Raw genomic sequence first — 19,717 nt, forward strand, 5'->3', positions numbered from 1 at the left:
TCGGGGCATGGCGCCTTACTTCGGGCGGTCAGGCTTGATCCCTACGTAAGGCGCCATGCCCCGACACCCTCGGTGGGCGCGTTTAGTGGGGCGGCGGCAGTCTGATTTTTGGGCTTGGTGTAGCCGCTGAGCAGTGGTTATACGGGAGCGCAGTCGGGGTGTTTTGAGCCGAAGGTAGAGAGCGAATGCTGTTTGTGGCTCCGTCGCAGGTGCGGTTGCGTCACGTCGTGGTACAGGGATTGGCCGGGTCGATTCCAGATCTGCGTGGAAGAGTTCGAATGGCGCGTGGATGGGTCTTCCGGCGTGAAGGACGCGCATGCACTGAGCTACCCGGGTGAGGGGCGCGCATGCTCGGACGCGACCCGGCTGAAGCAACCGATGCTGTTGAGCTGTTCGGGGGAAGCGAGCGTGCGTTTTTGAGCTGACCGGGGTGGAGGGTGTGCGGGCTTTTTGAGCCGGTGTGCGGAGCACACACAAAGGTGACCGCCTGGCTGCCCCGTCTGCCGTCGACCCGCCCTTTGGGGAGCAGATCATCGGCAGGGCCGCCACCAACGGGCAGATACCAACATGGCGCAGCGCGACCAGAGGCACGGGGCCACCGCGAGGCCGGAGCCCGGCGAAACCAGCGTGACCAGAAGACTCGTAAGACCCGATCAAGCCGCGCCGTCACCACCCAGCCTGGCGGCCCTGCCGATGATCTGCTCGGCTCTGCCCGGGTCGACGGCAGACGGGGCAGACAGGCCGCGCGAAACCCGGCCACAGACAGGCTTTAGCAGCGCAGCTGAAAGTGCTTTCGGTTGCCCCGGAGCCAGAGCGCTCCCCCCGGAGGGCCGCCGGAGGCCCCCCGGAGGGCCGCGCAGGGCTCACAGAGGGCCGCGGAGGGCTCCCACAGGCTCACAGGATTCTTACTTCTTGATCTCGAAACGGTCGCCGTAGACGGCCCAGCGGAGGGGGGGATTGAGGTCGAGGTTGCCGGCTGTGAGGAAGATGCGCTGGGCGGTATCTACCCTGGTGGTGTCCTCGTGTGCTGTCTCGGTGCGCATTGCGGCTGCTCGGGCGTCAAGGAAAGCGTGCAGGTACGCGACTTCGCCGCCGCCCTGAGCCGGTGTCTTCGCCCGCCGCATGGCGGTGGCACGGATTCCGCCGAAGCTTGCCGGGTCTCCGCCCGGCCCGTGCATGACCATCGCGTCGTAGTAGGCGAACTGGCCCAGGGCGCGCAGTCCGTCCTTCTTCGCGCGCGCCACGGCCGGATTGAAGTACACCCGGTCGCGCTCGCCGTTCTGGGCGGCACGGAATGCGGGATCCCCGGCGGCCGCACGCCAGGCCGCGGGGAACCCCGGGTCGAGTCCGGCGTGCGATGCGGTCCCGTTCACCCGTCGCAGCGCCGCGACGTACCGTGCGAGGCTGTTTGTGGGTGATGTTCTGGTGTATCGCTCCACCAGCTGCAGCAGATCTCCGGTTCCGGACGTGAAGCCAACGATTCCGGCGGTGTATCCCCGGCCGTCCCCGATGTCCTCGATGTAGCCGTACTGGGCCCGCCAGTTCAGCGACGAGTTCTCCGCGCTTGACACCAACCGCATGGCGATGTCCTTCTTCGCCGGATCGTCCAGGTTGCGGCGGGGCGCGGCCGGTTTTGTCGCCGCCTTCATCATCAGGCCGGGGCGGCGGTCGCTCTCGCCGATCAGGGCGAACGCGACCGCGGCCACAAGCACCGCGACGATCAGCAGCGCGAGCGCCGCGACCCTAGAGGATCCGAGCGAAGGAGAGGCAGCCCGGCTCGTCCCGGTAGTACCCGAAGTTCTCGATCCGCTCATACCCACAAGCGTGGTACATGCCGATGGCCTCCGGTTGCAGATCGCCGACTTCGAGGATCACGCGTTTGCGTCCCTGGGCCCGCGCGGACTCCTCGATCGCGGCCAGCACCTTCCGCCCGATGCCCCGGCCACGTACGGACGCGGCGGTGAACATGCGCTTCAGCTCCGCGTCCTCGTCGCCGTGCGCACGCCAGCCCGCGCCCGCGACCGGCACGCCGTCGAGGAACCCGACCAGGAAGTCGCCGTGCGGCGGCGTGAACTCGTCCGGGTCCATCGGGGTGTCGTCGCCGGTGCCGCCGTACCGGCTGGCCAGCTCTGCAAGCGCCGCGGTCAGCACGGTCTTCGCCTCGGGGTCGTCGTACCGCACCGCCCGCACCTCAAAGTCCTTCACAGTGCGAGAGGGTACGACCACAGGCCGCCAAGACCCAAGCGAATGAGATTCCCACAACGGCTACCTGGTCAGAGCCGGGCCAACACGAATTCCGCGGCGGCACGCGCGTCACCGTCGCAGAGCCGGCGCAGGGCTTCGACGTCCCAGCCGCCCGCGCTCTCCGGAAGCGCCTTCACCCGGATCGAGATGTCGAGGTCGAGCACGCCGCAGGAGAAGGCCGGCTCGTGCTCTGCGGCCCGTTCGAAGAGCAGATCCATCAGCCGGAGTACGAAGTCGTCCCGTTCCGCGCGCAGGCCGGGATCGCATTCGCGCAGCGCGACCCGGACCACGTCGTCCTCGTCCGCGCCCGGCTCGTCGAACGCCCACAGCCGGTCCGCCAGCCCGGGGTCCCGCAGGAACGCGGCCGCCCCGAAGAACAGCGGTGCGACCTCGGGCTCGGCCAGGGCCTCCGCGACCATGGCGGCGGCGAGCGGGTCCCGGCGCCGGGCGAGACCGAACACGGCCTCGTCGGTGGTATGCGCGCCCGGGTCGCCGACGCGAGCCCAGAGCGCGGCCCGGATGGCCGGTGTGTCGTGTTCGAGCTGGCAACCGAGCCCGAATGTGGCCCAGTCCCGCACGTCCGGATCGGGGTCGGTGGTGAGCGCGATCAGCGTCGCCGTCACCCGGTCACGGTGGACGTCGTCGGCGTCGCCGCTGCGGATGGGCAGGTCCGCCACGGCCTGGAGTCGCTTGTCTGCGTCCGGGTCCAGCGCGGTCGCCAGCAGCTCGTCCAGGTCCGGGTCCGAGTCCGGGTCCGCGTCCACGACGCCATGATCAGGCTCGGGGCGTACCCCCGCAACGGGTTTCAGCTCTTGAAGTGGTCCCAGCCGAGCCGGCCGGTCCAGGTGTCGCCGTCGACGGTGACGCCGGTGCCGTCGGTGACGACGCCGATCTGCCGCCACGGCTCTGGCAGTGCCACGCCCGCGGGGAAGGTCGCGCAGAGCGCGTGGTCGTCGCCGCCGCCGAGGATCCAGCTGTACGGGTCGACGCCGAGCGCGGTGGCCGCGTCGCGCATCTGGTCCGGCACATCGAACGTTTCCCGCCACACGTCGACCGCGACCGTGCTGGCCTTGGCGATGTGCCCGAGGTCGGAGAGCAGGCCGTCCGAGATGTCGATCATCGAGGTGGCGCCGAGCCGGTTCGCGATCGGGCCCTGGGCGTAGGGGACCTGCGGCCGCCGGTACGCGTCCACGAGCACCTTCGGCGTGCGGAACCCGCGGGACAGCACGGTGTAGCCGGCGCCGGCATAGCCGATCCGGCCCGCTATCGCGACCAGGTCGCCCGGCCGGGCGCCGCTGCGCAGGACCGGTTGCAGGCCGTGCATGTCGCCGAGCGCGGTGACCGCGATGGTGAGGGTGGGGCTTGCGGACATGTCGCCGCCGACCACGCTGGCGCCGACCAGCTCGGCCTCCTCGGACAGCCCGTCCGCGAGTTCCTCGGCCCAGGCCACGTCCAGGTCCGGCGGCGCGCAGAGTGCGACGAGAAGCGCTGTGGGGTACGCGCCCATCGCGGCGATGTCGGCCAGGTTCGCCCCGGCGGCGCGGTGGCCGATGTCGTTGCCGCTGCCCCAGTCGCGGCGGAAGTGCCTGCCGTCGACAAGCACGTCGGTGGAGGCGACGACCCTGCCGTCCGGGGCGGCGACCAGGGCCGCGTCGTCGCCCGGGCCCAGCAGGCAGGTCGGGCCGGTGGTGAGCCGCGCGGTGACCCGGGCGATCAGCCCGAACTCACCGGTCGTCGCCACTGTCCTAGCCTCAGTCACCCTGCGCTCCTCCTGCACACCGACCTGCACTTCCGTACGGTAGTTTCACCAATCGAGCCGCCGGCGGCGGCGGATAGGAGTCGTGTCGTGGTCCAGGCGTACATCCTCATCCAGACGGAGGTCGGACGCGCGCGTGACGTGGCCGCGCAGATCAGCAACATATCCGGCGTGATCAGGGTCGACGCGGTCGTGGGTCCCTACGACGTGGTGGTGCTCACAGAGGCCGCGACGGTGGACGAGTTGGGAAAGATCGTGGTCAGCAAGGTGCAGCTGGTGCCGGGGATCACCCGGACCCTGACGTGCTCGGTGGTGCGGCTCTAACATGCCCGCCGAGAAAGACCGTACTACCCGCACGGCAGCGCTGTGGGCCACCGTCGTCGCGGTGCCCACGGCGCTGGCCGTGGCGTTCGTCGCGCTGTCGTCGCTGCCGTCCGGCACCCCGGCGGCCGCGCCGTCGTCGGCCGGTCCGCAGCCCGCGTCGACGGTGCCTGTCGAGGTGGCCGCGCCGACGCTGGCCGAGGAGGCGCGGACTGCGTGCCGCGCGCTCACCTCCCAGCTGCCGCTGACCGTCCGCGACCTGGCGCAGCGCCCGGTCTCGGCCGGCCCGGAGCAGAACGCGGCCTACGGCGACCCGGCGATCACCGTGGCCTGCGGTGGCGAGCAGCCGTCCTTCCTCGCCACCGATCTGGTCTATCCGCTGAATCAGGTCTGCTGGCACGCCACCGAGGAAGCGGACGGCACCACCTGGACGACTGTGGACCGGCAGATCCCGGTAAGCATCACCATCCCGAAGAGTTACGACTCTCCCGGCCAGTGGGCGGCGGAGTTCTCCGCGACAGTGCTCTCCACGCTCTTCGCCCGGCCCGACGTCCCCACCGGCTGCACCGGCTGACAGCCCGGATCAAGCCCGATCTTCCCGCTCCCGCGGTGGTCCGGCCCGCACGCTCCCGCGGGCTCAAGCCCCGCGGTGGCCGGGCCCAGACCTTCCCGCTCCCGCCGCGGACCGGCTCGACTGCCGCCGGCTCTGTCGTCTGGGGTGCGGCGTTGCCCGGTCAGTGTCACCGCTGCGGGCTACGGGCCGATCGCCACGCGGCTCGGGCGGCGATCGCGCGATTCCGCCGGCGGCATGTGGCTGTCGCGGCTGGAGTGTGACGTTCGGACCGGGTCCGGCGACGCGGTCAGGACCAGCGGAAGAAGCGCCGCGCGAGCACGGAGATCACGACCGCGTAGCCGGCCATCACGGCCAGGGACAGCGGCGTCACGCCGGTGCCGGACCAGGCCGCGGAGAGCGCCTGGGAGGCCGCGCCGAGCGGCGTGAACTCCGCGATCCGCCGGATCGTGTCCGGCATCGTCGGCCCGGGTGTCCAGACACCGGCGAAGAAGAGCATCGGGAAGTAGATCAGCATCCCGGCTCCGCTTGCCGCCTTCGCCGTGGGCGTGACCGCGGAGATCAGCAACCCGATTGCGAACATCGCGAGCGAACCCAGGAACAGCACACCCACAAAGGCCGGAACAGAGTGCGGCAGGGGTACGCCGAGCACCGTCACCCCGAGCGTCACCGCGATCGCGACCGAGGTGAGCATCGCGACCACGTTGACGATCAGCTGCGCGCCGAGCAACGCGCCCGGTCCGACAGGCGTGGTCGCCATCCGCCGGAGCACGCCGCGTTCGCGATGGGTGGCGAGCTGGGTGGGGAGCGTGGTGATGGCGATGGAGGCGAGCGCCATGGCCACGATGATCGGCACGTAGATGTCGATCGGCCGGAGTCCACCCATGTCCGGGTCGGCGTCGCGGAAGCCGGGCAGTACGGTGCCGAGCACGACGAGCAGAAGTGACGGGAACAGCAGTCCCATCGAGACGGACAGCCCGTCGCGCAGGAAGAGCCGGCCTTCGGAGACGGTGAGCGCGGTTATCGGTCGCATGACGATATCTCCCGAAAAATCAGTCGTTACCGAGGTGGCGGCCGGTCAGGGCCAGGAACGCGTCGTCGAGCGTGGTCTGATCCATGCGCAGCTCGCGGGGACGGATCCCGGCGGCCGCGAGCGCGGACACCACCGTGAAGAGCAGGTCGCCGCCGCCGGTGACCACCACGGCCCGGCCGGACGCGTCGACCGAGACGCCTGGCTCGCCGGACAGGAAGCCGGCGGGCAGCGGCGTCTCCGGCACGAACCTGATCCGCTGGTCCGCGCTGACGGCGCCGATCAGCCCGGCCGGCGAGTCGACCGCGAGCACCCGCCCGCCCTCGATGACCGCGATCCGGTCGCAGAGCCGGTCCACCTCCTCCATGAAGTGGCTGACCAGCACGACTGTCACGCCGCGGTTGCGGACCGACTCGATCAGGTCCCAGGTTTCGCGGCGCGCGGCCGGGTCGAGCCCGGTGGTGAGCTCGTCGAGGAACGCCACCTTCGGGTTGCCGATCAGCGCGAGCGCGATGGAGAGCCGCTGCTTCTGCCCGCCGGACAGCTTGCCGAACGCGGTGTCCCGCTTCGCGCTCAGGCCGAGCACGTCGAGCAGCTCGCGCCAGTCCGCGGGGTGCGGGTAGAACGAGGCGTAGAGCCGCATCGCCTCGCCGACCCGCAGCTTGTCCGGCAGCGCGGCCTCCTGCAGCTGCATGCCGACCTGCCGGCGCAGGTCACGGCCGTCGCGCTGCGGGTCGAGGCCGAGCACCCGGACCGTGCCGGCGTCCGGGCGGCGCAGCCCGGCGGCCATCTCGACAGTTGTGGTCTTGCCGGCGCCGTTCGGGCCGATGATGCCGAAGATCTCGCCGGGCTCGACGGTGAGCGAGACGTCCCGTACGGCGACGGTGTCGCCGTACCGCTTGTTCAGGTTGCGCAGCTCGATGACTGACGACATGGGAACCTCCGCGTTCACGCGTTTCAGGGGTCGGCGTCCGGTAAGTCAGCGGGTCGAGGCGGGGCGGACCGGCATGGTGCGGTACACCCGGTAGGTGCCGGCCACCAGGATCGTGAGGATCCCGGCGCTGATGGCGAGGCCGACCGGCAGCGGCGCCACCGGAAGTCCGAGGAGATGGTTGAGGCCCTGCCCGGCCCACTGCGCGCCGAACGCCGCCTCGACCGCGACCGCGGGCAGCGCCGCAACCGGGATGATCAGAAGCCCGCCCCACACGCCGTAGCGGTAGAAGCCGATGCCGATCAGCGCGCCGGCGACCAGGTGGGCCAGGTTGGCCAGGATCGCGCCTGTGAAGATGCGGATCACGTCGCCGGGCCCGGCGATCGGGTACGGCTCGGCCAGCCGGTCCAGCAGCCCGCCTGCCGCGTAGGCCGCGTGCTCGGGGGCGAACCCGACGGCGTAGACAGTGGCGAACAGCAGCGCCATCAGCGTGTAGAGCACCAGGTAGGCCTCGCCGAGCTGCCGCCGGGTGACGCCCAGCGCCACATAGGTCCGGGCCTGGACCACCGTGACGATGCCCATGGAGAGCAGCCAGTACCGCGGCGGCGGCCCGGCGATGTTGTGCCACATGCTCTGCTCGACAGTGTCGAAGACCGCGATCGCGCCGGTCACACCCAGGTAGACGATCGTCATGATCGCCCAGTACATCGAGACCATCGGGACCAGGAAGCCGGCCATGCGCCGGACGAGGACGGCGGTGACGCCGGGGTGACGGTTCATCGGAGTCCCTCCTCAGGTGATCTTGCCGCGGATGGCGACGGACCTGCCGAACGCGTGGACGACCACGGCCCCGGCCAGGACGAGCGCGACGGTGAGCAGTGCGGAGGCCGCGAACGACAGCTCCACGCCGGCGACGGTGACGGGGTGGACCACGCTCCACTCGGAGCCGAAGAACACCTCGGAGCCGAGCGCGGGCAGCACCGCCGGCGGGATCAGGACCAGGCCGCCGAACGGGCCGAACCTGTAGAAGGCCGCGCCGAGGAGCCAGCCGGAACAGATGTGGGCCAGGTAGATCAGGAACGCCCGGACCAGCACCGCGGCCGCGGAGCCGGCGGAGTGCACCGGGTACGGCTCGGTGAGCCCGTCCATCAGCCCGGCCGCGCCGAAGACGAGCCGCTCGACGCCGAAGCCGGCCATCGTGTAGAGCGCGGCCACGCCCGCGGAGCCGAGCGAGAAGAGCAGTCCGCCGCCGAGGAACTGCCGCCGGGTGACGCCGAGCGACACGTACTGCCGCAGGTAGACCGGGATGAGCATGATTGCTGTCGGCCCGACGAACCACTTGACCGTGGAGGCGGAGCCGAGCAGCCAGGCGCTCGTGGTCAGCGAGCCCGACGCGGCGACGAGGGCGGCGATGACCGCGACCACGACGGCCAGCAGGATCGCGAAGCCCGCGTACCAGGCCCGGACCCGGCGGAACAGCGTCGCGGCCACGGCGGTCATCGTGGGCTCCCGGCGGCGGCGGTCAGGTGGATGAACAGGTCCTGCAGCCCGACCGGCGAGATGTCCAGCCCGGACGCGGCAGCCGCGCGGCGCTGCCCGTCGGTGAGCAGCCCGTACGTGGTGGTGGCCTTGGTACCGCCGAGCCGCTTCTCGCCAAGCGCCTCAAGCCCGTTGCCGGTGACGAACGCGTCGACCGCGCCCGCCTCACCGGTGACTGTGGCGCCGCGCTGCCGAAGCGTCTCCGTCTCCTCGTGGACCAGCAGCCGGCCGCGATCGATGATCAGCACCTCCTCGAAGAGGTTCGCCACCTCCTCGATCAGGTGCGTGGAGAGGATGATCGTCCGCGGGTTCTCCGCGTAGTCCGCGACAAGCTCCTGGTAGAACGTGTACCGCGAGGGCGCGTCGAGGCCCAGGTAGGACTCGTCGAAGATGGTCAGCGGCGCGCGGGTGGCGAGCCCGAGCGTGACGCCGAGCGCGGAGCGGCCGCCCCGGGAGAGCCCGGAGACGCGCTTGCGCAGCGGCAGGTCGAACTGCTTGACCAGGCGGGACGCGTAGTCGGCATCCCAGTTCGGCCGGAGGCGGGCGGCGAGGCCGAGAACGCCGCCGACCCGGTCGGTGTCCTCCGCGTCGACGTTGTCGCGGATCAGGCAGACCTGCCGGGTGATCCGCGCGTTCTCGAACGGGTCCTCGCCGTCGACGAGCACTGTGCCGCCGGTGGCGCGGCGGAACGCGGCAAGCACGGAGAGCAGGCTGGTCTTGCCGGAGCCGTTGCGGCCGAGCAGTCCGTAGATCTTGCCGCCGGCCAGGTCGAACGTGAGACCGTCGAGCGCGACCGCGTCGCCGTAACGCAGCTGCAGGCCACGCACCGAGACCGGGATGCTCATCGCCCGGCCTCCCCCGTCGAGGCCGGCTCCGCAGCGGTGGCGATGCGCGCCACGACCTCGTCCAGCGGGATGCCGATCATGCGGGCCTCGGCGATCATCGCGTCCACCACGTCGGTGAAGAACCGCTCACGGCGCTGGCCGCGCAGCCTGTCACGGGCCTGTGGACTGACGAACATGCCGATCCCCCGCTTCTTGTAGAGCACGCCCTCGTCGACCAGCTGCTGAAACCCCTTGGCCGCGGTGGCCGGGTTGATCCGATAGAAGGATGCGTATTGGTTTGTCGACATGACCTGCTCGTCCTCCTTGAGCGCCCCGGTGAGGATCTCGTTCTTGATCTTGTCGGCGATCTGCTGATAGATCGGGCTGCGGTCGTCGAACATCGCCTCGCCCCCTTCGCCGCTGCTCAGCTGCCAAGCTTGGTTGGTTCATTACTTGTGCAATGAACCCTAGCACCAACGAACCAAGACCCGGAAGACACAAAAAAGGCCCCCGGGACAAGGGCCCAATTCAAAGACGTCAGCGGAGGTACGGGGAGCACGCGCGACGACCCACAGGCAGGCCAGAAGCACTGCCGGTGCGGCCGAAGGGGGTCAGCCGATCAGGATGACGACCCGGCCGCCCGCGTGGCCGCTCTCGCTCAGATCGTGCGCCGCCGCGGCCTCCGCCATCGGGAACGTGGACGCGACAGGCAACTCCAGCCGGCCCGCCTCGATCAGTGCGGCCACCTCGGCCAGCGCGTGCCACGACCGGCCCTCGCCACCGTCGGTGGTGCGGGCGCCGTGCGCGGAGAAGTCCGCGATCGACACCACGTGTGCGGCGTCGCCGGTAAGCGCGATCAGCTCCGGGACCACGCCGTGCCCGGCTGCGTCGAGCGCCAGGTCCACACCGTCCGGAGCGAGCGCGCGCACCCGCCCGGCCAGCCCGGCGCCGTAGGCCACCGGCGTGATGCCGAGCGCGCGCAGCAGGTCGTGCCGGGCCGGGCTGGCCGTGCCGATCACGTGGGCGCCGCGCTCGCGGGCGAGCTGGGCCGCGGTCAGCCCGACGCCGCCGGCCGCACCGCTGATCACCACGGTCTCCCGCCGGTCACCCCGGTGCACATCTGTGCCGCCGACGCCGAGCAGGTCGAGCGCGCGCACCGCGGTCTCGGCCGGCGTGGGCAGCCCGGCCGCCTGCACGAAGGAGAGCCCGCCCGGCTTGGCCGCCCAGTGCGTGAGCACCGCGTGCTGCGCGGTGACGCCGGCCGGGCCGATGCCGAAGACCTCGTCGCCCACGGAAACGCCCGTCACGCCGTCGCCGACCTCGTCCACCACGCCTGCCGCGTCGCCGCCGGGAATGCGCGGCGCGGGCACCGGGATGCCGGCCAGCCCGGAGCGGACCTTCCGGTCCCACGCGTTGACGCCGGCGGCCGCGACAGCGATCCGGATCCGGCCGGGGCCGGCGTGCGGCTCGAGCACGTCGTCGTCCACGTGGAGCACTGAGGACGGCCCGGTCTCCGCGAAGCGGACCGCTCTCACGGCGCCTCGTACTGGAGGAACTCGTCGAGGCCGCTGACCGCGAGCACCCGGGCCACGTGGCCGCGGTGGTTGGTCACCCGCAGCCAGCCGCCGTCCGCCGCGCAGCGGTTGTCGCCGCGCACCAGGCAGGCCAGCCCGGTGGAGTCGCAGAACGCCAGCTCGGCGAGGTCAACGACCAGACGGTTGCGCCCGGTGCCGACCAGCTGCGTGATTGCGGTGTCAAGTACGGGGACGGTGCTCATGTCCAGCTCACCGGCGAGACGCACGGTGGCTGTCCGGGTGTCACCGGACTCCGGCGTAACCGTGAACGCCACGGGACTTCCTCCGTTCCGGCCGCGTGTCTCCTGCCGCTTGTCGATCCTTGTGCACGTGCTTGCCGCGGAACAAGGGTAATCCGTCAGCCGATGGACATCGGGTATGACGACTCCGATTGTTCGCTTTCTGTAGTGATGTAGATGCGAACAGTGGTTCCGTTGCCGCCGCTGACAATCTCGATCCCGTCCGTCAGCTGCTCCGCCAGGAACAGGCCCAGCCCGCCCGGCGACGTCGGCTCCGGCGGCCGCTCGCCCGGTTTCCGGCCCTCGGCGACGAATCCCCAGCCGTCGTCCGCGACCTGGCAGACCAGCCGGTCCGGCGCCCGGAGCAGCCACAGCCGCCCGGTGCCGCCGCCGTGCCGGACCGCGTTGGTAAGCAACTCGTAGGCGGCCAGCGCGAAGTCGTCCAGCCGGTCGCCGCCGAGCCCGATGCCGCGGGCCAGATCAGCGATCCGGTGGCGCAGCGCTGTGACGTCCGTCGCGGTGAAGGTCAGGTCGAGAAGGAGGTCCGCTCCGGCGCTGTCGCCAGCCATCCACGCTCCTCCCGTCCACGCGGAAAACGCGCGGTGTCTCGCGATGCGATCGCGGTCGTCTGAGCACGAGCCTAGATGACCTCGGCCCGCCGATCATCAGTCACGCGGGCGCGGTCACGAGCCGATTCTCTCGCCGGACCGGTGCGGGGACGTCACCGGGCCGCTCAGCGCGGTCGCGAGCGGCAGCGTGAACTGGATCCTGGTCCCGCCGCCCGGGTTGTCGCCGACCGCCACAGTGCCACCGTGCCGCTCCACGATCCGGCGGCAGATCGCCAGGCCGAGGCCGGTTCCGGCGTACCCGGTGCCCTCGTGCGCCCGGTGGAACGAGTCGAAGACGTGTGGCTTGTCCGCGTCCGGGATGCCGATGCCGCGGTCCGCGACCTGGATGTGCGCCCAGCCGACCGGATCCGTCGACGCGGTCACGTCGACGTGCGGCGTACTGCCCTCGCGCACGTACTTGACCGAATTGCCGATCAGGTTCTCCAGCACCCGGCGGAGCATCCCGGCGTCCGCGATCACCTCGGGCAGCTCGCCGACGAAGATGCGCGGCGCGGTTCCGCCACCGACAGCGCCCCGGCTCGTCCGGTCCGCCACCACCTCGGCAACGAGCGCGCCCAGGTCCACCGCGCGCAGCCGCAGCGGCGCGTCCCGGGCCGTGGTGTACGCCAGCAGGTCGTCGATGAGCGCGCCCATCCGCTGCACGCCGCCGACCGCCTGGCCGAGCGTCTCCCGTGCCTCCTCGGCCGCGGGCCGCCACGTGCCCTCGTCCCCGCCCGGCGGCGCGGCCAGGATCTCGGCCAGGATCTCGTCCGCCGCCTCGCAGTGGCCCGAGACGATTGCCAGCGGCGACTTCAGGTCATGTGCCACGACGCCTGCGAACGCGGCCAGGTCGGACTCGTACCGGCGGAGTTCGGTGATGTCCCGGAAGACCGCGACCGCGCCGCGCTGGCCGGCGCTCGGCTCCAGCGGACGGCCGTCCACGCAGATCAGGACGCCGTCCGGCCGGCCCGGGTTGCGGATCACCATCTCCACACCGTCCGAGGACTCGCCGGCCAGCGCGCGGGCCAGCGGCAGCTGCTCGGACGGGAACGGCGTCCCGTCCGGGCGGAAGATGCCGTAGTGCTCCTGCCAGCCCTCCAGCCCGGCGATGTCCTCCTGCACGCCGAGCAGCGTCCGTGCCGCGCGGTTGTGCAGCAGGAACTCGCCGTGCTCGTCCACCACGCCCACGCCGTCGCCGATGCTGTTCATCACGGCGGCCAGCAGGCCGGACTGGCGGCGTGCCTCGCGTTCCGCCTGGCGCAGCTCCGCGGTGGCGGCGACCACCCGGTGCTCGGCCCGGGCCCGGCCGGTGGAGAGCACGTAGACCAGGCCGGCCAGCAGCGCCACGATCGCGCTCCCGGCCACCCCGGTGGTCAGCGGCAGCGCGCTGTGGCCGCCGGGCAGCCGGGAGGAGTCGGCAGTTGTGGTGAGCGTCCAGCGGCGGTCCGCGACCTCCACCGTGCTCTCCCGGCGCAGGTCCGGGTGGCCTGGCGCGCGCAGTACCGCGACCGTGGTGGGCATGCCGGAACCGTCGGTCGCGGTCAGGCTGCCGCCCAGCTGTTCCTGCCCGGACACGGCCAGCACCTCGCCGAGGAAGTCCTGACCGCGCATCCCCATCACCAGCCAGCCGGCGAACGCGCCGCCGCGGTTGACCGGGGTCGCGAACACGAACGACCGCTGCCGCTGCGCCTCGGGCAGGTGGTGGTCGCGGAGCAGCACGTATGCGTCGGAGATAGTCGTCCGCCCGGTGCGCCGCGCCTCGGTCAACGCGGCGGACGGTTCAGCGGCCCGGGCCACGTCGAGGCCGAGCATCGGCGCGGCGCCGCCGTCGAGCGTGCGGGAGAAGATCGTGAACAGGTGCTCGGGCGCGCCGGCCACCGGATCAAGCGTCAGTGGGCCCGCGCTGAGCCGCTGCCAGCGTGCCTGCGCGTCCGCGACGTCCGCGGTCAGCACCGGCGCGACGTAGGCGACGGACACGGCGCCCGGCAGCCCGGACCCGGACAGCGGCGCGGTGCCGTCCTGGAACGTGCGCGAGTCCAGCTCGGACGCCTCGCCGAGCCCGGCCGCGACGGCGCGCAGCAGGTCGACGTAGCGGCGGGTCTGCGCGGTCACCGCGTTCTGCGCGAGCGACGTGCGCTGATCCATGATCCGGTCGGCGGACGCCTCGTCCTGCCGGTGCAGCGCCCACGCGGTGGCGGCCATCACTGACAGCCCGGCCACCAGCACCGTCCCGGCGGCCAGCAGCGCGCCGCGGTGCCCGTGCGATCGCCGGTCCCACCGCCCGCGCCACCAGCCCACGACGCAAGTGTCCCATTCGCCCCCGTTGTCGGGGTGCGAATGAATCAAGACTTCAGAGCCGCCTTCACGTCCGCGACCAGGTCCGCTGTGTCCTCCACACCGCACGAGAGCCGGACGAAACCGGCTGTGGTGTCGTCGCCCCACTGTGCGCGACGATCCGCGGACGTGTGGAGCCCGCCGAACGACGTGGCCGCGAAGATCAGCCGGGACGTCGTCAGGAACGCGCCCACCCGCTCCTCGCTGCCGAGATCGAAGCCGATCAGGCCGGGGATCCGCCGCATCTGCGTGCTCGCGATCGCGTGCGCCGGATCGCCGGGCAGGCCGGGCCAGCGTACGCCGGTCACGGCTGGATGCGCGGCGAGCAGCGGCGCAAGCGCGGCCGCGTTCGCGGTCTGCCGGGCCAGCCGCAGGTCGAGCGTGCCAAGCGAGCGGTGCGCGAGCCAGCAGTCGAACGCGCCGGGCACACCGCCGGTCTGCGCGCGCCAGGTGGACAGCCGGGACAGCAACGCCTCGTCGCGCGCGGCGACGTACCCGAGCAGCAGGTCGGAGTGGCCGGTCAGCGCCTTGGTGCCGGACGCCACCACCAGGTCCGCGCCCAGGTCCAGCGGGCGCTGGCCGAGCGGCGTGGCGGCCGTGTTGTCCACCGCCACGAGCGCGCCAGCCGCGTGCGCGGCCGCGGACACCGACCGGATGTCACAGACGTCCAGGCCCGGGTTCGCCGGCGTCTCAAGCAGCACCAGGCGGATGCCCTCGAACGACGGGTACGGCCCGGCCGTCGGCGCGGTCCGCACGTCCACGCCCAGCTCGCTCAGCGTCGCGGCGGCGAACGCACGCACCGCGAAGTAGCCGTCCGACGGCAGCAGCACCGCGTCCCCCGGCCGCAGCACGGTCAGCAGCGCCGCAGTGATCGCGGCCTGCCCGGACGCGAAGGCAAGCGTCCCGCCGCCCTCCAGCTCGCCGATCGCGGTCTCCAGCGCGCGGCGGGTGCGGTTGTCCGGCCGCCCGTAGCCGTCCACCGCCGCGCCCGGCCCGGCCACCGGGTCCAGGTGGTACGGCGCCGCGAAGACCGGGCCCGGCAGGAACGGCTCGCCCGGCACCGGCTCGGGCAGGCCCGCGTGCACCACCCGGGTGCCGTCCCCCGCGGTGCTCATCGGACCTCGTGCTGCAGCGAGCGGTTCATCAGCGCGTGCATCGCCACTGTCGGCGAGACACCCTCGTGGCAGATCCGTTCCACCTGCTCGGTGATCGGCATGTCCACACCGTGCTTGCGGGCCAGATCCCGGATGGACAGGCAGCTCTTCACGCCCTCGGCGGTCTGCCTGGTGGACGCCTGCGCCTCCTCGAGCGTCTCGCCGCGGCCCAGGTGCTCGCCGAACGTCCGGTTCCGGGACAGCGGTGAGGAGCAGGTGGCGACCAGGTCGCCCAGGCCGGCCAGTCCGGCGAAGGTGAGCGGGTCCGCGCCGAGCGCCACACCGAGCCGCAGCGTCTCGGCCAGGCCGCGGGTGATCAGCGTCGCCTTCGTGTTGTCGCCGAGGCCCATCGCGATGGCCACGCCGTAGGCAAGCGCGATCACGTTCTTCACCGCGCCGCCAAGCTCCGCGCCGATCACGTCGGTGTTCGTGTAGGGCCGCAGGTACGGCGCGGTGACCGCCTTCTGCACCAGCCGCGCCCGGTCCAGGTCGGTGCAGGCCACCACGGTCGCGGCCGGCTGCTCGAGCATGATCTCGGGCGCCAGGTTCGGCCCGGAGACGACCACCACGCGGTCCGCGGCCACGCCGGAGATCTCCAGGATGACCTCGCTCATCCGCTTGGTGGTGCTCAGCTCGATGCCCTTCATCAGGGACACCAGCGACGCGTCCGGCGTCAGGTGGGTGACCCACTCCGCGAGGTTGCCGCGCAGCGTCTGGGACGGCACCGCGAGCACCACGATGTCCGCGCCCCCGATCGCCTCGCCCGCGTGCGGACTGGCGGTGATCAGGTCCGGCAGGCGGATGTCCGGGAAGTAGTCCGGGTTGATCCGCTTGTCGCGGATCGACACGGCCACCTCCTCCCGGCGCGCCCACATGGTCACCTCGGTGCCCGCGTCCGCCAACACCTTCGCGAACGCGGTCCCCCACGAACCAGCGCCCAGCACGGCTGCCCGCATCAGGTATGTCCCTCCCGCTCGCCCGCGCACGGCGCGGGTCGGCGTCGCGCGCTCAGGCCCGGCGCCACTGCCGGGGATCCCTACCCGGCGCCACCGGCCTGAAGCGAAATCATGCCTGCCCTGACCCGGTCAGACCAGGGCGGGGCCGATCCGCCGCGCCCGGCGGACGAATGCCGGGCCACGTGACGCTCGCCTCCCGCCCGGCCGCGGGTCGATGAGCGGCCCCGGAGCTGGCACCATGAACCGGTGCAGAGGTGGTCGGTGGTGATTCCGGTCAAGCCGGTGTCGGTGGGCAAGAGCCGGCTGCGGGGTGCGGTCCCGGAGGCGGCCCACGAGGCGCTGGCGCTCGCGCTCGCCCGGGACACGGTCGCCGCGGTCGTCGCCTGCCCGGAGGTGGCCGAGGCGCTCGTCGTCACGGACGACCCGGTGGTGGCCGAGGTGGTGATAGCGCTCGGCGCGCGGGTGACGCCGGACACGCCCGCGGCCGGACTCAACCCCGCCATCAGGTACGGCGAGAGCGGCTTCTCCGCCCGGTCCTGGCGCGCCGCACTGACCGCGGACCTGCCCGCACTGCGCCCCGCCGAGTTGGCCGCGGCGTTGCGGGCGGCCACGGAGTCGCCGCCCCGCCGCCGGTTCGCCGCCGACGCGCCCGGAATCGGGACGGTGCTGCTCACGGCGCCGCCCGGGGTCCCGCTTGACCCGCGCTTCGGGGGTCCGTCCGCGGCCGCGCATGCCGCGTCCGGCGCGGTGGCGCTGACCGGCGACTGGCCGAGCCTGCGGCGGGACGTGGACACCGGTGCGGACCTCGACGCGGCGCACCGGCTCGGTGTCGGCGCGCACACCGGCGCACTGGCGCCCACCCCGTGCGGGCCCGGCGCGGCGCCCTGCTGACACCCTGGCCACCACCCCGCCCGCTGACACAGCTGATGGCGTTCGGCGGCTCTGCCGTACCCATGCGGGGGTCTAGGGTTTGGTCTCATGCAGGGGACCGTTGCGCGCTTCGACGAAGAGACCCACCACGGCACGCTGCTGCTCGACGACGGGAGCGAGGTCGCGTTCGGAGCGGACGCGTTCGCCGCGTCGGGGCTGCGGCTGCTGCGGCTCGGCCAGCGGATGACCATCGACCGGGATGAGCGCGGCGAGGTAATCTCGATCACCTTTCCCGGCCTCATCTGATCTTTGCGACGCTGAATTCACGTTTCAGTAACCTTTTTCGGGTGATGATGATTCGGTGAGCATCGCGCCAGCCTCCGTCCGCCACCGTGGCCCGGACGGGAGATTCGTTCGCGCCGATGTTCCTGCTGCTAGGGTCGAGGTTCCGCCCAGCGGCGACCATGTGCCGCTGTCCCGGAGACCCGAGCCCGCCGACGAAGCCGGATCGCCCACGAAGACGACCGACGCTGCAGAGGTGGCCGACATGAATCAGGACCTCACCACCGCCGACGCCGCGACCGAGATCGCGCCGATCGACGAGATGCCGATCGAAGACCTGTTCGGCGCGGACCCGGAGCCGGACGACTCGCTGCCCGAGGACCGCTTCCTCAACCGGGAACTGTCCTGGCTGGACTTCAACGCACGCGTGCTGACGCTTGCCGAGGACCCGGACACCCGGCTGCTCGAGCGCGCGAAGTTCCTCGCCATCTTCGCGAGCAACCTGGACGAGTTCTACATGGTCCGGATCGCCGGGCTGATGCGGCGCATCCAGGCCGGCATCCCGGTCCGCGGCGGCGACCAGGTGCCGCTTCGCACCCAGCTGAAGACGATCCTGGACCGGACCGCGGACCTGGTGGCCAGGCACGCGGCCTGCTTCAGCGACGAGGTCCAGCCGAAGATGGCGGCCGAGGGCATCCACCTGGTGCACTGGGCGGACCTGGACGACGACGAGCGCGAGGAGCTGCGCACCTACTTCCGGGAGCACATCTTCCCGGTGCTCACGCCGCTCGCGGTGGACCACGCGCACCCGTTCCCGTACATCTCGTCCCGGTCGCTGAACCTCGCGGTCTCGGTCCGCTCGCCGGAGAGCCCGCAGGAGCTGTTCGCCCGGATCAAGGTGCCGAACAACGTGCCCCGGTTCGTGGTGATCAAGTCGACCGGCAACACCGCGCGCTTCCTGCCGGTCGAGGACCTGATCTCGGTCCACCTGGACCAGCTCTTCTCCGGCATGCAGGTGGTCGAGTGCCACCTGTTCCGGGTGACCCGCAACGCGGAGCTGGAAGTCGACGAGGACCGCGACGAGGACCTGCTCAAGGCGCTGGAGCGGGAATTGGCGCAGCGCCGCTTCGGCCCGCCGGTGCGGCTTGAGGTGGCCGCGTCCATCTCCGACCACATGCTCGAGGTGCTGGTCCGCGAGCTGGACGTCGACCAGCACGACGTGCTGCGCGTCCCCGGCCTGCTGGACATGTCCGCGCTCTGGCAGATCTACGGCGCGGTCGACCGGCCGGAGCTGAAGGACAAGCCGTTCGTGCCGGCCACCCACCCGCGGCTGATCGACGGCGAGGTGCCGCGGAGCATCTTCGCCTCGCTGCGGGACGGCGACGTGCTTGTCCACCACCCGTACCACGCGTTCTCCACGAGCGTGCAGCGCTTCATCGAGCAGGCCGCCGCCGACCCGAACGTGCTGGCCATCAAGCAGACGCTGTACCGCACAAGCGGCGACTCCCCGATCGTGGACGCGCTCGTCGAGGCGGCCGCCGCGGGCAAGCAGGTGGTCGTGCTCGTCGAGCTGAAGGCGCGCTTCGACGAGCAGGCCAACATCGGCTGGGCGCGGAAGCTGGAGCGGGCCGGCTGCCACGTGGTCTACGGCCTGGTCGGTCTCAAGACCCACTGCAAGACCTCCCTGGTGGTACGCCAGGAGGGCAACCAGATCAAGCGCTACTGCCACATCGGGACCGGCAACTACCACCCGAAGACCGCCCGGCTGTACGAGGACTTCGGCCTGCTGACCGCGGACCCGGAGGTGGGGGCGGACGTCACAGACCTGTTCAACGTGCTCACCGGGTACAGCAGGCAGACGTCGTACCGCCGGCTGCTTGTGGCACCGCACGGCGTGCGCCGGGGCCTGATCGAGCGCGTCGACAGGCAGATCGCCCGCGCGCAGAAGGGCCTGCCCGCACTGGTCCAGATCAAGGTGAACTCGCTCGTCGACGAGGAGTTCATCGACCACCTCTACCTCGCGTCCCGGGCCGGCGTCCGGGTCGAGCTGGTGATCCGCGGCATGTGCGCGCTGCGCCCCGGCGTGCCCGGCCTGTCGGAGAACATCCGGGTCCGCTCGATCGTCGGCCGCTTCCTGGAGCACTCGCGGATCTTCCGGTTCGGGCCGGGCCCGTCCTCCGCCGACGTGGAGTCCGGGCGGTACGAGGAGCCGGCCGAGTTCTGGATCGGGTCGGCGGACATGATGCACCGCAACCTGGACCGGCGCGTCGAGGCGCTGGTGCAGGTCACCGACCCGGCCGCGACCCGGGAGCTGGAGACCGTGCTGCGGATCTCGATGAGCGACGAGTGCGAGGGCTTCGACCTGCAGCCGGACGGCGACTGGGTGCGGCGAACCTCCACCGTCGACAAGCCGCTCAACCACCTGCAGTCCGTGCTGCTCAGGCGCACGATCCGGTCGCACAGCTGAACGCGTTCCGACGAGAC

At 71.7% G+C, this 19,717-nt stretch carries 21 protein-coding genes; 5 read left to right on the plus strand and 16 right to left on the minus strand.

Annotated elements, in window-relative coordinates; all coding sequences use genetic code 11:
- Positions 1 to 905 precede the first annotated feature (905 nt).
- From ACIA8K_RS34865 to ACIA8K_RS34880, 4 genes are all read right to left on the minus strand, one after another.
- Positions 906 to 1,814 (minus strand): chitosanase, encoded by a 909-nt coding sequence (locus tag ACIA8K_RS34865; RefSeq protein WP_396067175.1) that lies wholly within the window; start codon positions 1,812 to 1,814, stop codon positions 906 to 908.
- On the minus strand, positions 1,744 to 2,205 hold the full coding sequence (locus tag ACIA8K_RS34870) for a GNAT family N-acetyltransferase (RefSeq protein WP_396067177.1): 462 nt from the start codon (positions 2,203 to 2,205) through the stop codon (positions 1,744 to 1,746). Before ACIA8K_RS34870 ends, ACIA8K_RS34865 begins: the two co-directional genes overlap by 71 nt.
- 68 nt (positions 2,206 to 2,273) lie before the next feature.
- Positions 2,274 to 3,008, minus strand: coding sequence for a hypothetical protein (locus ACIA8K_RS34875; RefSeq protein WP_396067181.1), 735 nt, complete (start codon positions 3,006 to 3,008; stop codon positions 2,274 to 2,276).
- Between the two features lie 41 nt (positions 3,009 to 3,049).
- The gene (locus tag ACIA8K_RS34880; RefSeq protein ID WP_396067184.1) at positions 3,050 to 4,003 is read right to left on the minus strand and encodes a thiamine-phosphate kinase; all 954 of its coding nucleotides are present in this window, start codon (positions 4,001 to 4,003) and stop codon (positions 3,050 to 3,052) included.
- Between the two features lie 87 nt (positions 4,004 to 4,090).
- On the opposite strand from ACIA8K_RS34880, the gene ACIA8K_RS34885 reads away from it, so the two are divergent.
- Both ACIA8K_RS34885 and ACIA8K_RS34890 read left to right on the plus strand, forming a co-directional pair.
- Positions 4,091 to 4,324: an Lrp/AsnC ligand binding domain-containing protein gene (locus tag ACIA8K_RS34885; RefSeq protein ID WP_396067186.1), complete on the plus strand. Its 234-nt coding sequence runs from the start codon at positions 4,091 to 4,093 to the stop codon at positions 4,322 to 4,324.
- A 1-nt stretch (position 4,325) separates the two neighbouring features.
- A complete protein-coding gene (locus ACIA8K_RS34890) occupies positions 4,326 to 4,895 on the plus strand; it encodes a DUF3515 family protein (protein WP_396067189.1) in 570 nt (189 codons plus the stop codon).
- A gap of 286 nt (positions 4,896 to 5,181) precedes the next feature.
- Here the strand turns inward: ACIA8K_RS34890 and ACIA8K_RS34895 are convergent, their stop codons facing one another.
- The 12 genes from ACIA8K_RS34895 to ACIA8K_RS34950 all read right to left on the minus strand — a co-directional run bounded on the left by ACIA8K_RS34895 (position 5,182) and on the right by ACIA8K_RS34950 (position 16,081).
- Positions 5,182 to 5,925, minus strand: coding sequence for an ABC transporter permease (locus ACIA8K_RS34895; RefSeq protein WP_396067191.1), 744 nt, complete (start codon positions 5,923 to 5,925; stop codon positions 5,182 to 5,184).
- A gap of 19 nt (positions 5,926 to 5,944) precedes the next feature.
- Entirely contained in the window at positions 5,945 to 6,856 is a 912-nt protein-coding gene (locus tag ACIA8K_RS34900; protein ID WP_396067193.1) for an ABC transporter ATP-binding protein, read from the minus strand.
- 45 nt (positions 6,857 to 6,901) lie between these two features.
- A complete protein-coding gene (locus ACIA8K_RS34905) occupies positions 6,902 to 7,633 on the minus strand; it encodes a hypothetical protein (RefSeq protein ID WP_396067195.1) in 732 nt (243 codons plus the stop codon).
- A 12-nt stretch (positions 7,634 to 7,645) separates the two neighbouring features.
- Positions 7,646 to 8,353 carry a hypothetical protein gene (locus ACIA8K_RS34910; protein WP_396067197.1) on the minus strand — a complete coding sequence of 236 codons (708 nt, stop codon included), beginning with the start codon at positions 8,351 to 8,353 and terminating at the stop codon, positions 7,646 to 7,648.
- Positions 8,350 to 9,237 (minus strand): ATP-binding cassette domain-containing protein, encoded by an 888-nt coding sequence (locus ACIA8K_RS34915; protein WP_396067199.1) that lies wholly within the window; start codon positions 9,235 to 9,237, stop codon positions 8,350 to 8,352. Before ACIA8K_RS34915 ends, ACIA8K_RS34910 begins: the two co-directional genes overlap by 4 nt.
- Entirely contained in the window at positions 9,234 to 9,617 is a 384-nt protein-coding gene (locus ACIA8K_RS34920; RefSeq protein ID WP_396067201.1) for a GntR family transcriptional regulator, read from the minus strand. Before ACIA8K_RS34920 ends, ACIA8K_RS34915 begins: the two co-directional genes overlap by 4 nt.
- Before the next feature lie 210 nt (positions 9,618 to 9,827).
- On the minus strand, positions 9,828 to 10,751 hold the full coding sequence (locus tag ACIA8K_RS34925; protein WP_396067203.1) for an NADP-dependent oxidoreductase: 924 nt from the start codon (positions 10,749 to 10,751) through the stop codon (positions 9,828 to 9,830).
- Positions 10,748 to 11,065 (minus strand): STAS domain-containing protein, encoded by a 318-nt coding sequence (locus tag ACIA8K_RS34930; protein WP_396067206.1) that lies wholly within the window; start codon positions 11,063 to 11,065, stop codon positions 10,748 to 10,750. The genes ACIA8K_RS34925 and ACIA8K_RS34930 overlap by 4 nt, the downstream gene beginning before the upstream one ends.
- 83 nt (positions 11,066 to 11,148) lie before the next feature.
- Positions 11,149 to 11,598: an ATP-binding protein gene (locus ACIA8K_RS34935; RefSeq protein ID WP_396067208.1), complete on the minus strand. Its 450-nt coding sequence runs from the start codon at positions 11,596 to 11,598 to the stop codon at positions 11,149 to 11,151.
- Between the two features lie 114 nt (positions 11,599 to 11,712).
- Positions 11,713 to 13,935, minus strand: coding sequence for an ATP-binding protein (locus ACIA8K_RS34940; RefSeq protein WP_396067211.1), 2,223 nt, complete (start codon positions 13,933 to 13,935; stop codon positions 11,713 to 11,715).
- Positions 13,936 to 13,979: 44 nt separating this feature from the next.
- Positions 13,980 to 15,086 (minus strand): cystathionine gamma-lyase, encoded by a 1,107-nt coding sequence (locus tag ACIA8K_RS34945; RefSeq protein ID WP_396067213.1) that lies wholly within the window; start codon positions 15,084 to 15,086, stop codon positions 13,980 to 13,982.
- Positions 15,083 to 16,081 (minus strand): NAD(P)H-dependent glycerol-3-phosphate dehydrogenase, encoded by a 999-nt coding sequence (locus ACIA8K_RS34950; protein WP_396067215.1) that lies wholly within the window; start codon positions 16,079 to 16,081, stop codon positions 15,083 to 15,085. Before ACIA8K_RS34950 ends, ACIA8K_RS34945 begins: the two co-directional genes overlap by 4 nt.
- Positions 16,082 to 16,327: 246 nt before the next feature.
- On the opposite strand from ACIA8K_RS34950, the gene cofC reads away from it, so the two are divergent.
- The 3 genes from cofC (at position 16,328) to ACIA8K_RS34965 (ending at position 19,700) form a co-directional block, all read left to right on the plus strand.
- Positions 16,328 to 16,972: a 2-phospho-L-lactate guanylyltransferase gene (gene cofC, locus ACIA8K_RS34955; RefSeq protein ID WP_396067217.1), complete on the plus strand. Its 645-nt coding sequence runs from the start codon at positions 16,328 to 16,330 to the stop codon at positions 16,970 to 16,972.
- Positions 16,973 to 17,059: 87 nt separating this feature from the next.
- Positions 17,060 to 17,257: a cold-shock protein gene (locus ACIA8K_RS34960; RefSeq protein ID WP_396067219.1), complete on the plus strand. Its 198-nt coding sequence runs from the start codon at positions 17,060 to 17,062 to the stop codon at positions 17,255 to 17,257.
- 241 nt (positions 17,258 to 17,498) lie between these two features.
- Positions 17,499 to 19,700, plus strand: a complete 2,202-nt coding sequence (locus ACIA8K_RS34965) for an RNA degradosome polyphosphate kinase (protein WP_396067221.1) — start codon at positions 17,499 to 17,501, stop codon at positions 19,698 to 19,700.
- Positions 19,701 to 19,717: the final 17 nt, after the last annotated feature.

Origin of the sequence: Catenuloplanes sp. NPDC051500 (assembly GCF_044454585.1) — a bacterium.
In the GTDB taxonomy this organism is placed as follows: domain Bacteria; phylum Actinomycetota; class Actinomycetes; order Mycobacteriales; family Micromonosporaceae; genus Catenuloplanes.

What these genes read in the sequence shown, in the direction of transcription:
- ACIA8K_RS34865 (WP_396067175.1), bottom strand. Translation starts at nt 1,814, where the DNA reads ATGAGCGGATCGAGAACTTCGGGTACTACCGGGACGAGCCGGGCTGCC.
- ACIA8K_RS34890 (WP_396067189.1), top strand. Translation starts at nt 4,326, where the DNA reads ATGCCCGCCGAGAAAGACCGTACTACCCGCACGGCAGCGCTGTGGGCC.
- ACIA8K_RS34895 (WP_396067191.1), bottom strand. Translation starts at nt 5,925, where the DNA reads ATGCGACCGATAACCGCGCTCACCGTCTCCGAAGGCCGGCTCTTCCTG.
- ACIA8K_RS34900 (WP_396067193.1), bottom strand. Translation starts at nt 6,856, where the DNA reads ATGTCGTCAGTCATCGAGCTGCGCAACCTGAACAAGCGGTACGGCGAC.
- ACIA8K_RS34905 (WP_396067195.1), bottom strand. Translation starts at nt 7,633, where the DNA reads ATGAACCGTCACCCCGGCGTCACCGCCGTCCTCGTCCGGCGCATGGCC.
- ACIA8K_RS34910 (WP_396067197.1), bottom strand. Translation starts at nt 8,353, where the DNA reads ATGACCGCCGTGGCCGCGACGCTGTTCCGCCGGGTCCGGGCCTGGTAC.
- ACIA8K_RS34915 (WP_396067199.1), bottom strand. Translation starts at nt 9,237, where the DNA reads ATGAGCATCCCGGTCTCGGTGCGTGGCCTGCAGCTGCGTTACGGCGAC.
- ACIA8K_RS34920 (WP_396067201.1), bottom strand. Translation starts at nt 9,617, where the DNA reads ATGTTCGACGACCGCAGCCCGATCTATCAGCAGATCGCCGACAAGATC.
- ACIA8K_RS34935 (WP_396067208.1), bottom strand. Translation starts at nt 11,598, where the DNA reads ATGGCTGGCGACAGCGCCGGAGCGGACCTCCTTCTCGACCTGACCTTC.
- ACIA8K_RS34945 (WP_396067213.1), bottom strand. Translation starts at nt 15,086, where the DNA reads ATGAGCACCGCGGGGGACGGCACCCGGGTGGTGCACGCGGGCCTGCCC.
- ACIA8K_RS34950 (WP_396067215.1), bottom strand. Translation starts at nt 16,081, where the DNA reads ATGCGGGCAGCCGTGCTGGGCGCTGGTTCGTGGGGGACCGCGTTCGCG.
- ACIA8K_RS34960 (WP_396067219.1), top strand. Translation starts at nt 17,060, where the DNA reads ATGCAGGGGACCGTTGCGCGCTTCGACGAAGAGACCCACCACGGCACG.
- ACIA8K_RS34965 (WP_396067221.1), top strand. Translation starts at nt 17,499, where the DNA reads ATGAATCAGGACCTCACCACCGCCGACGCCGCGACCGAGATCGCGCCG.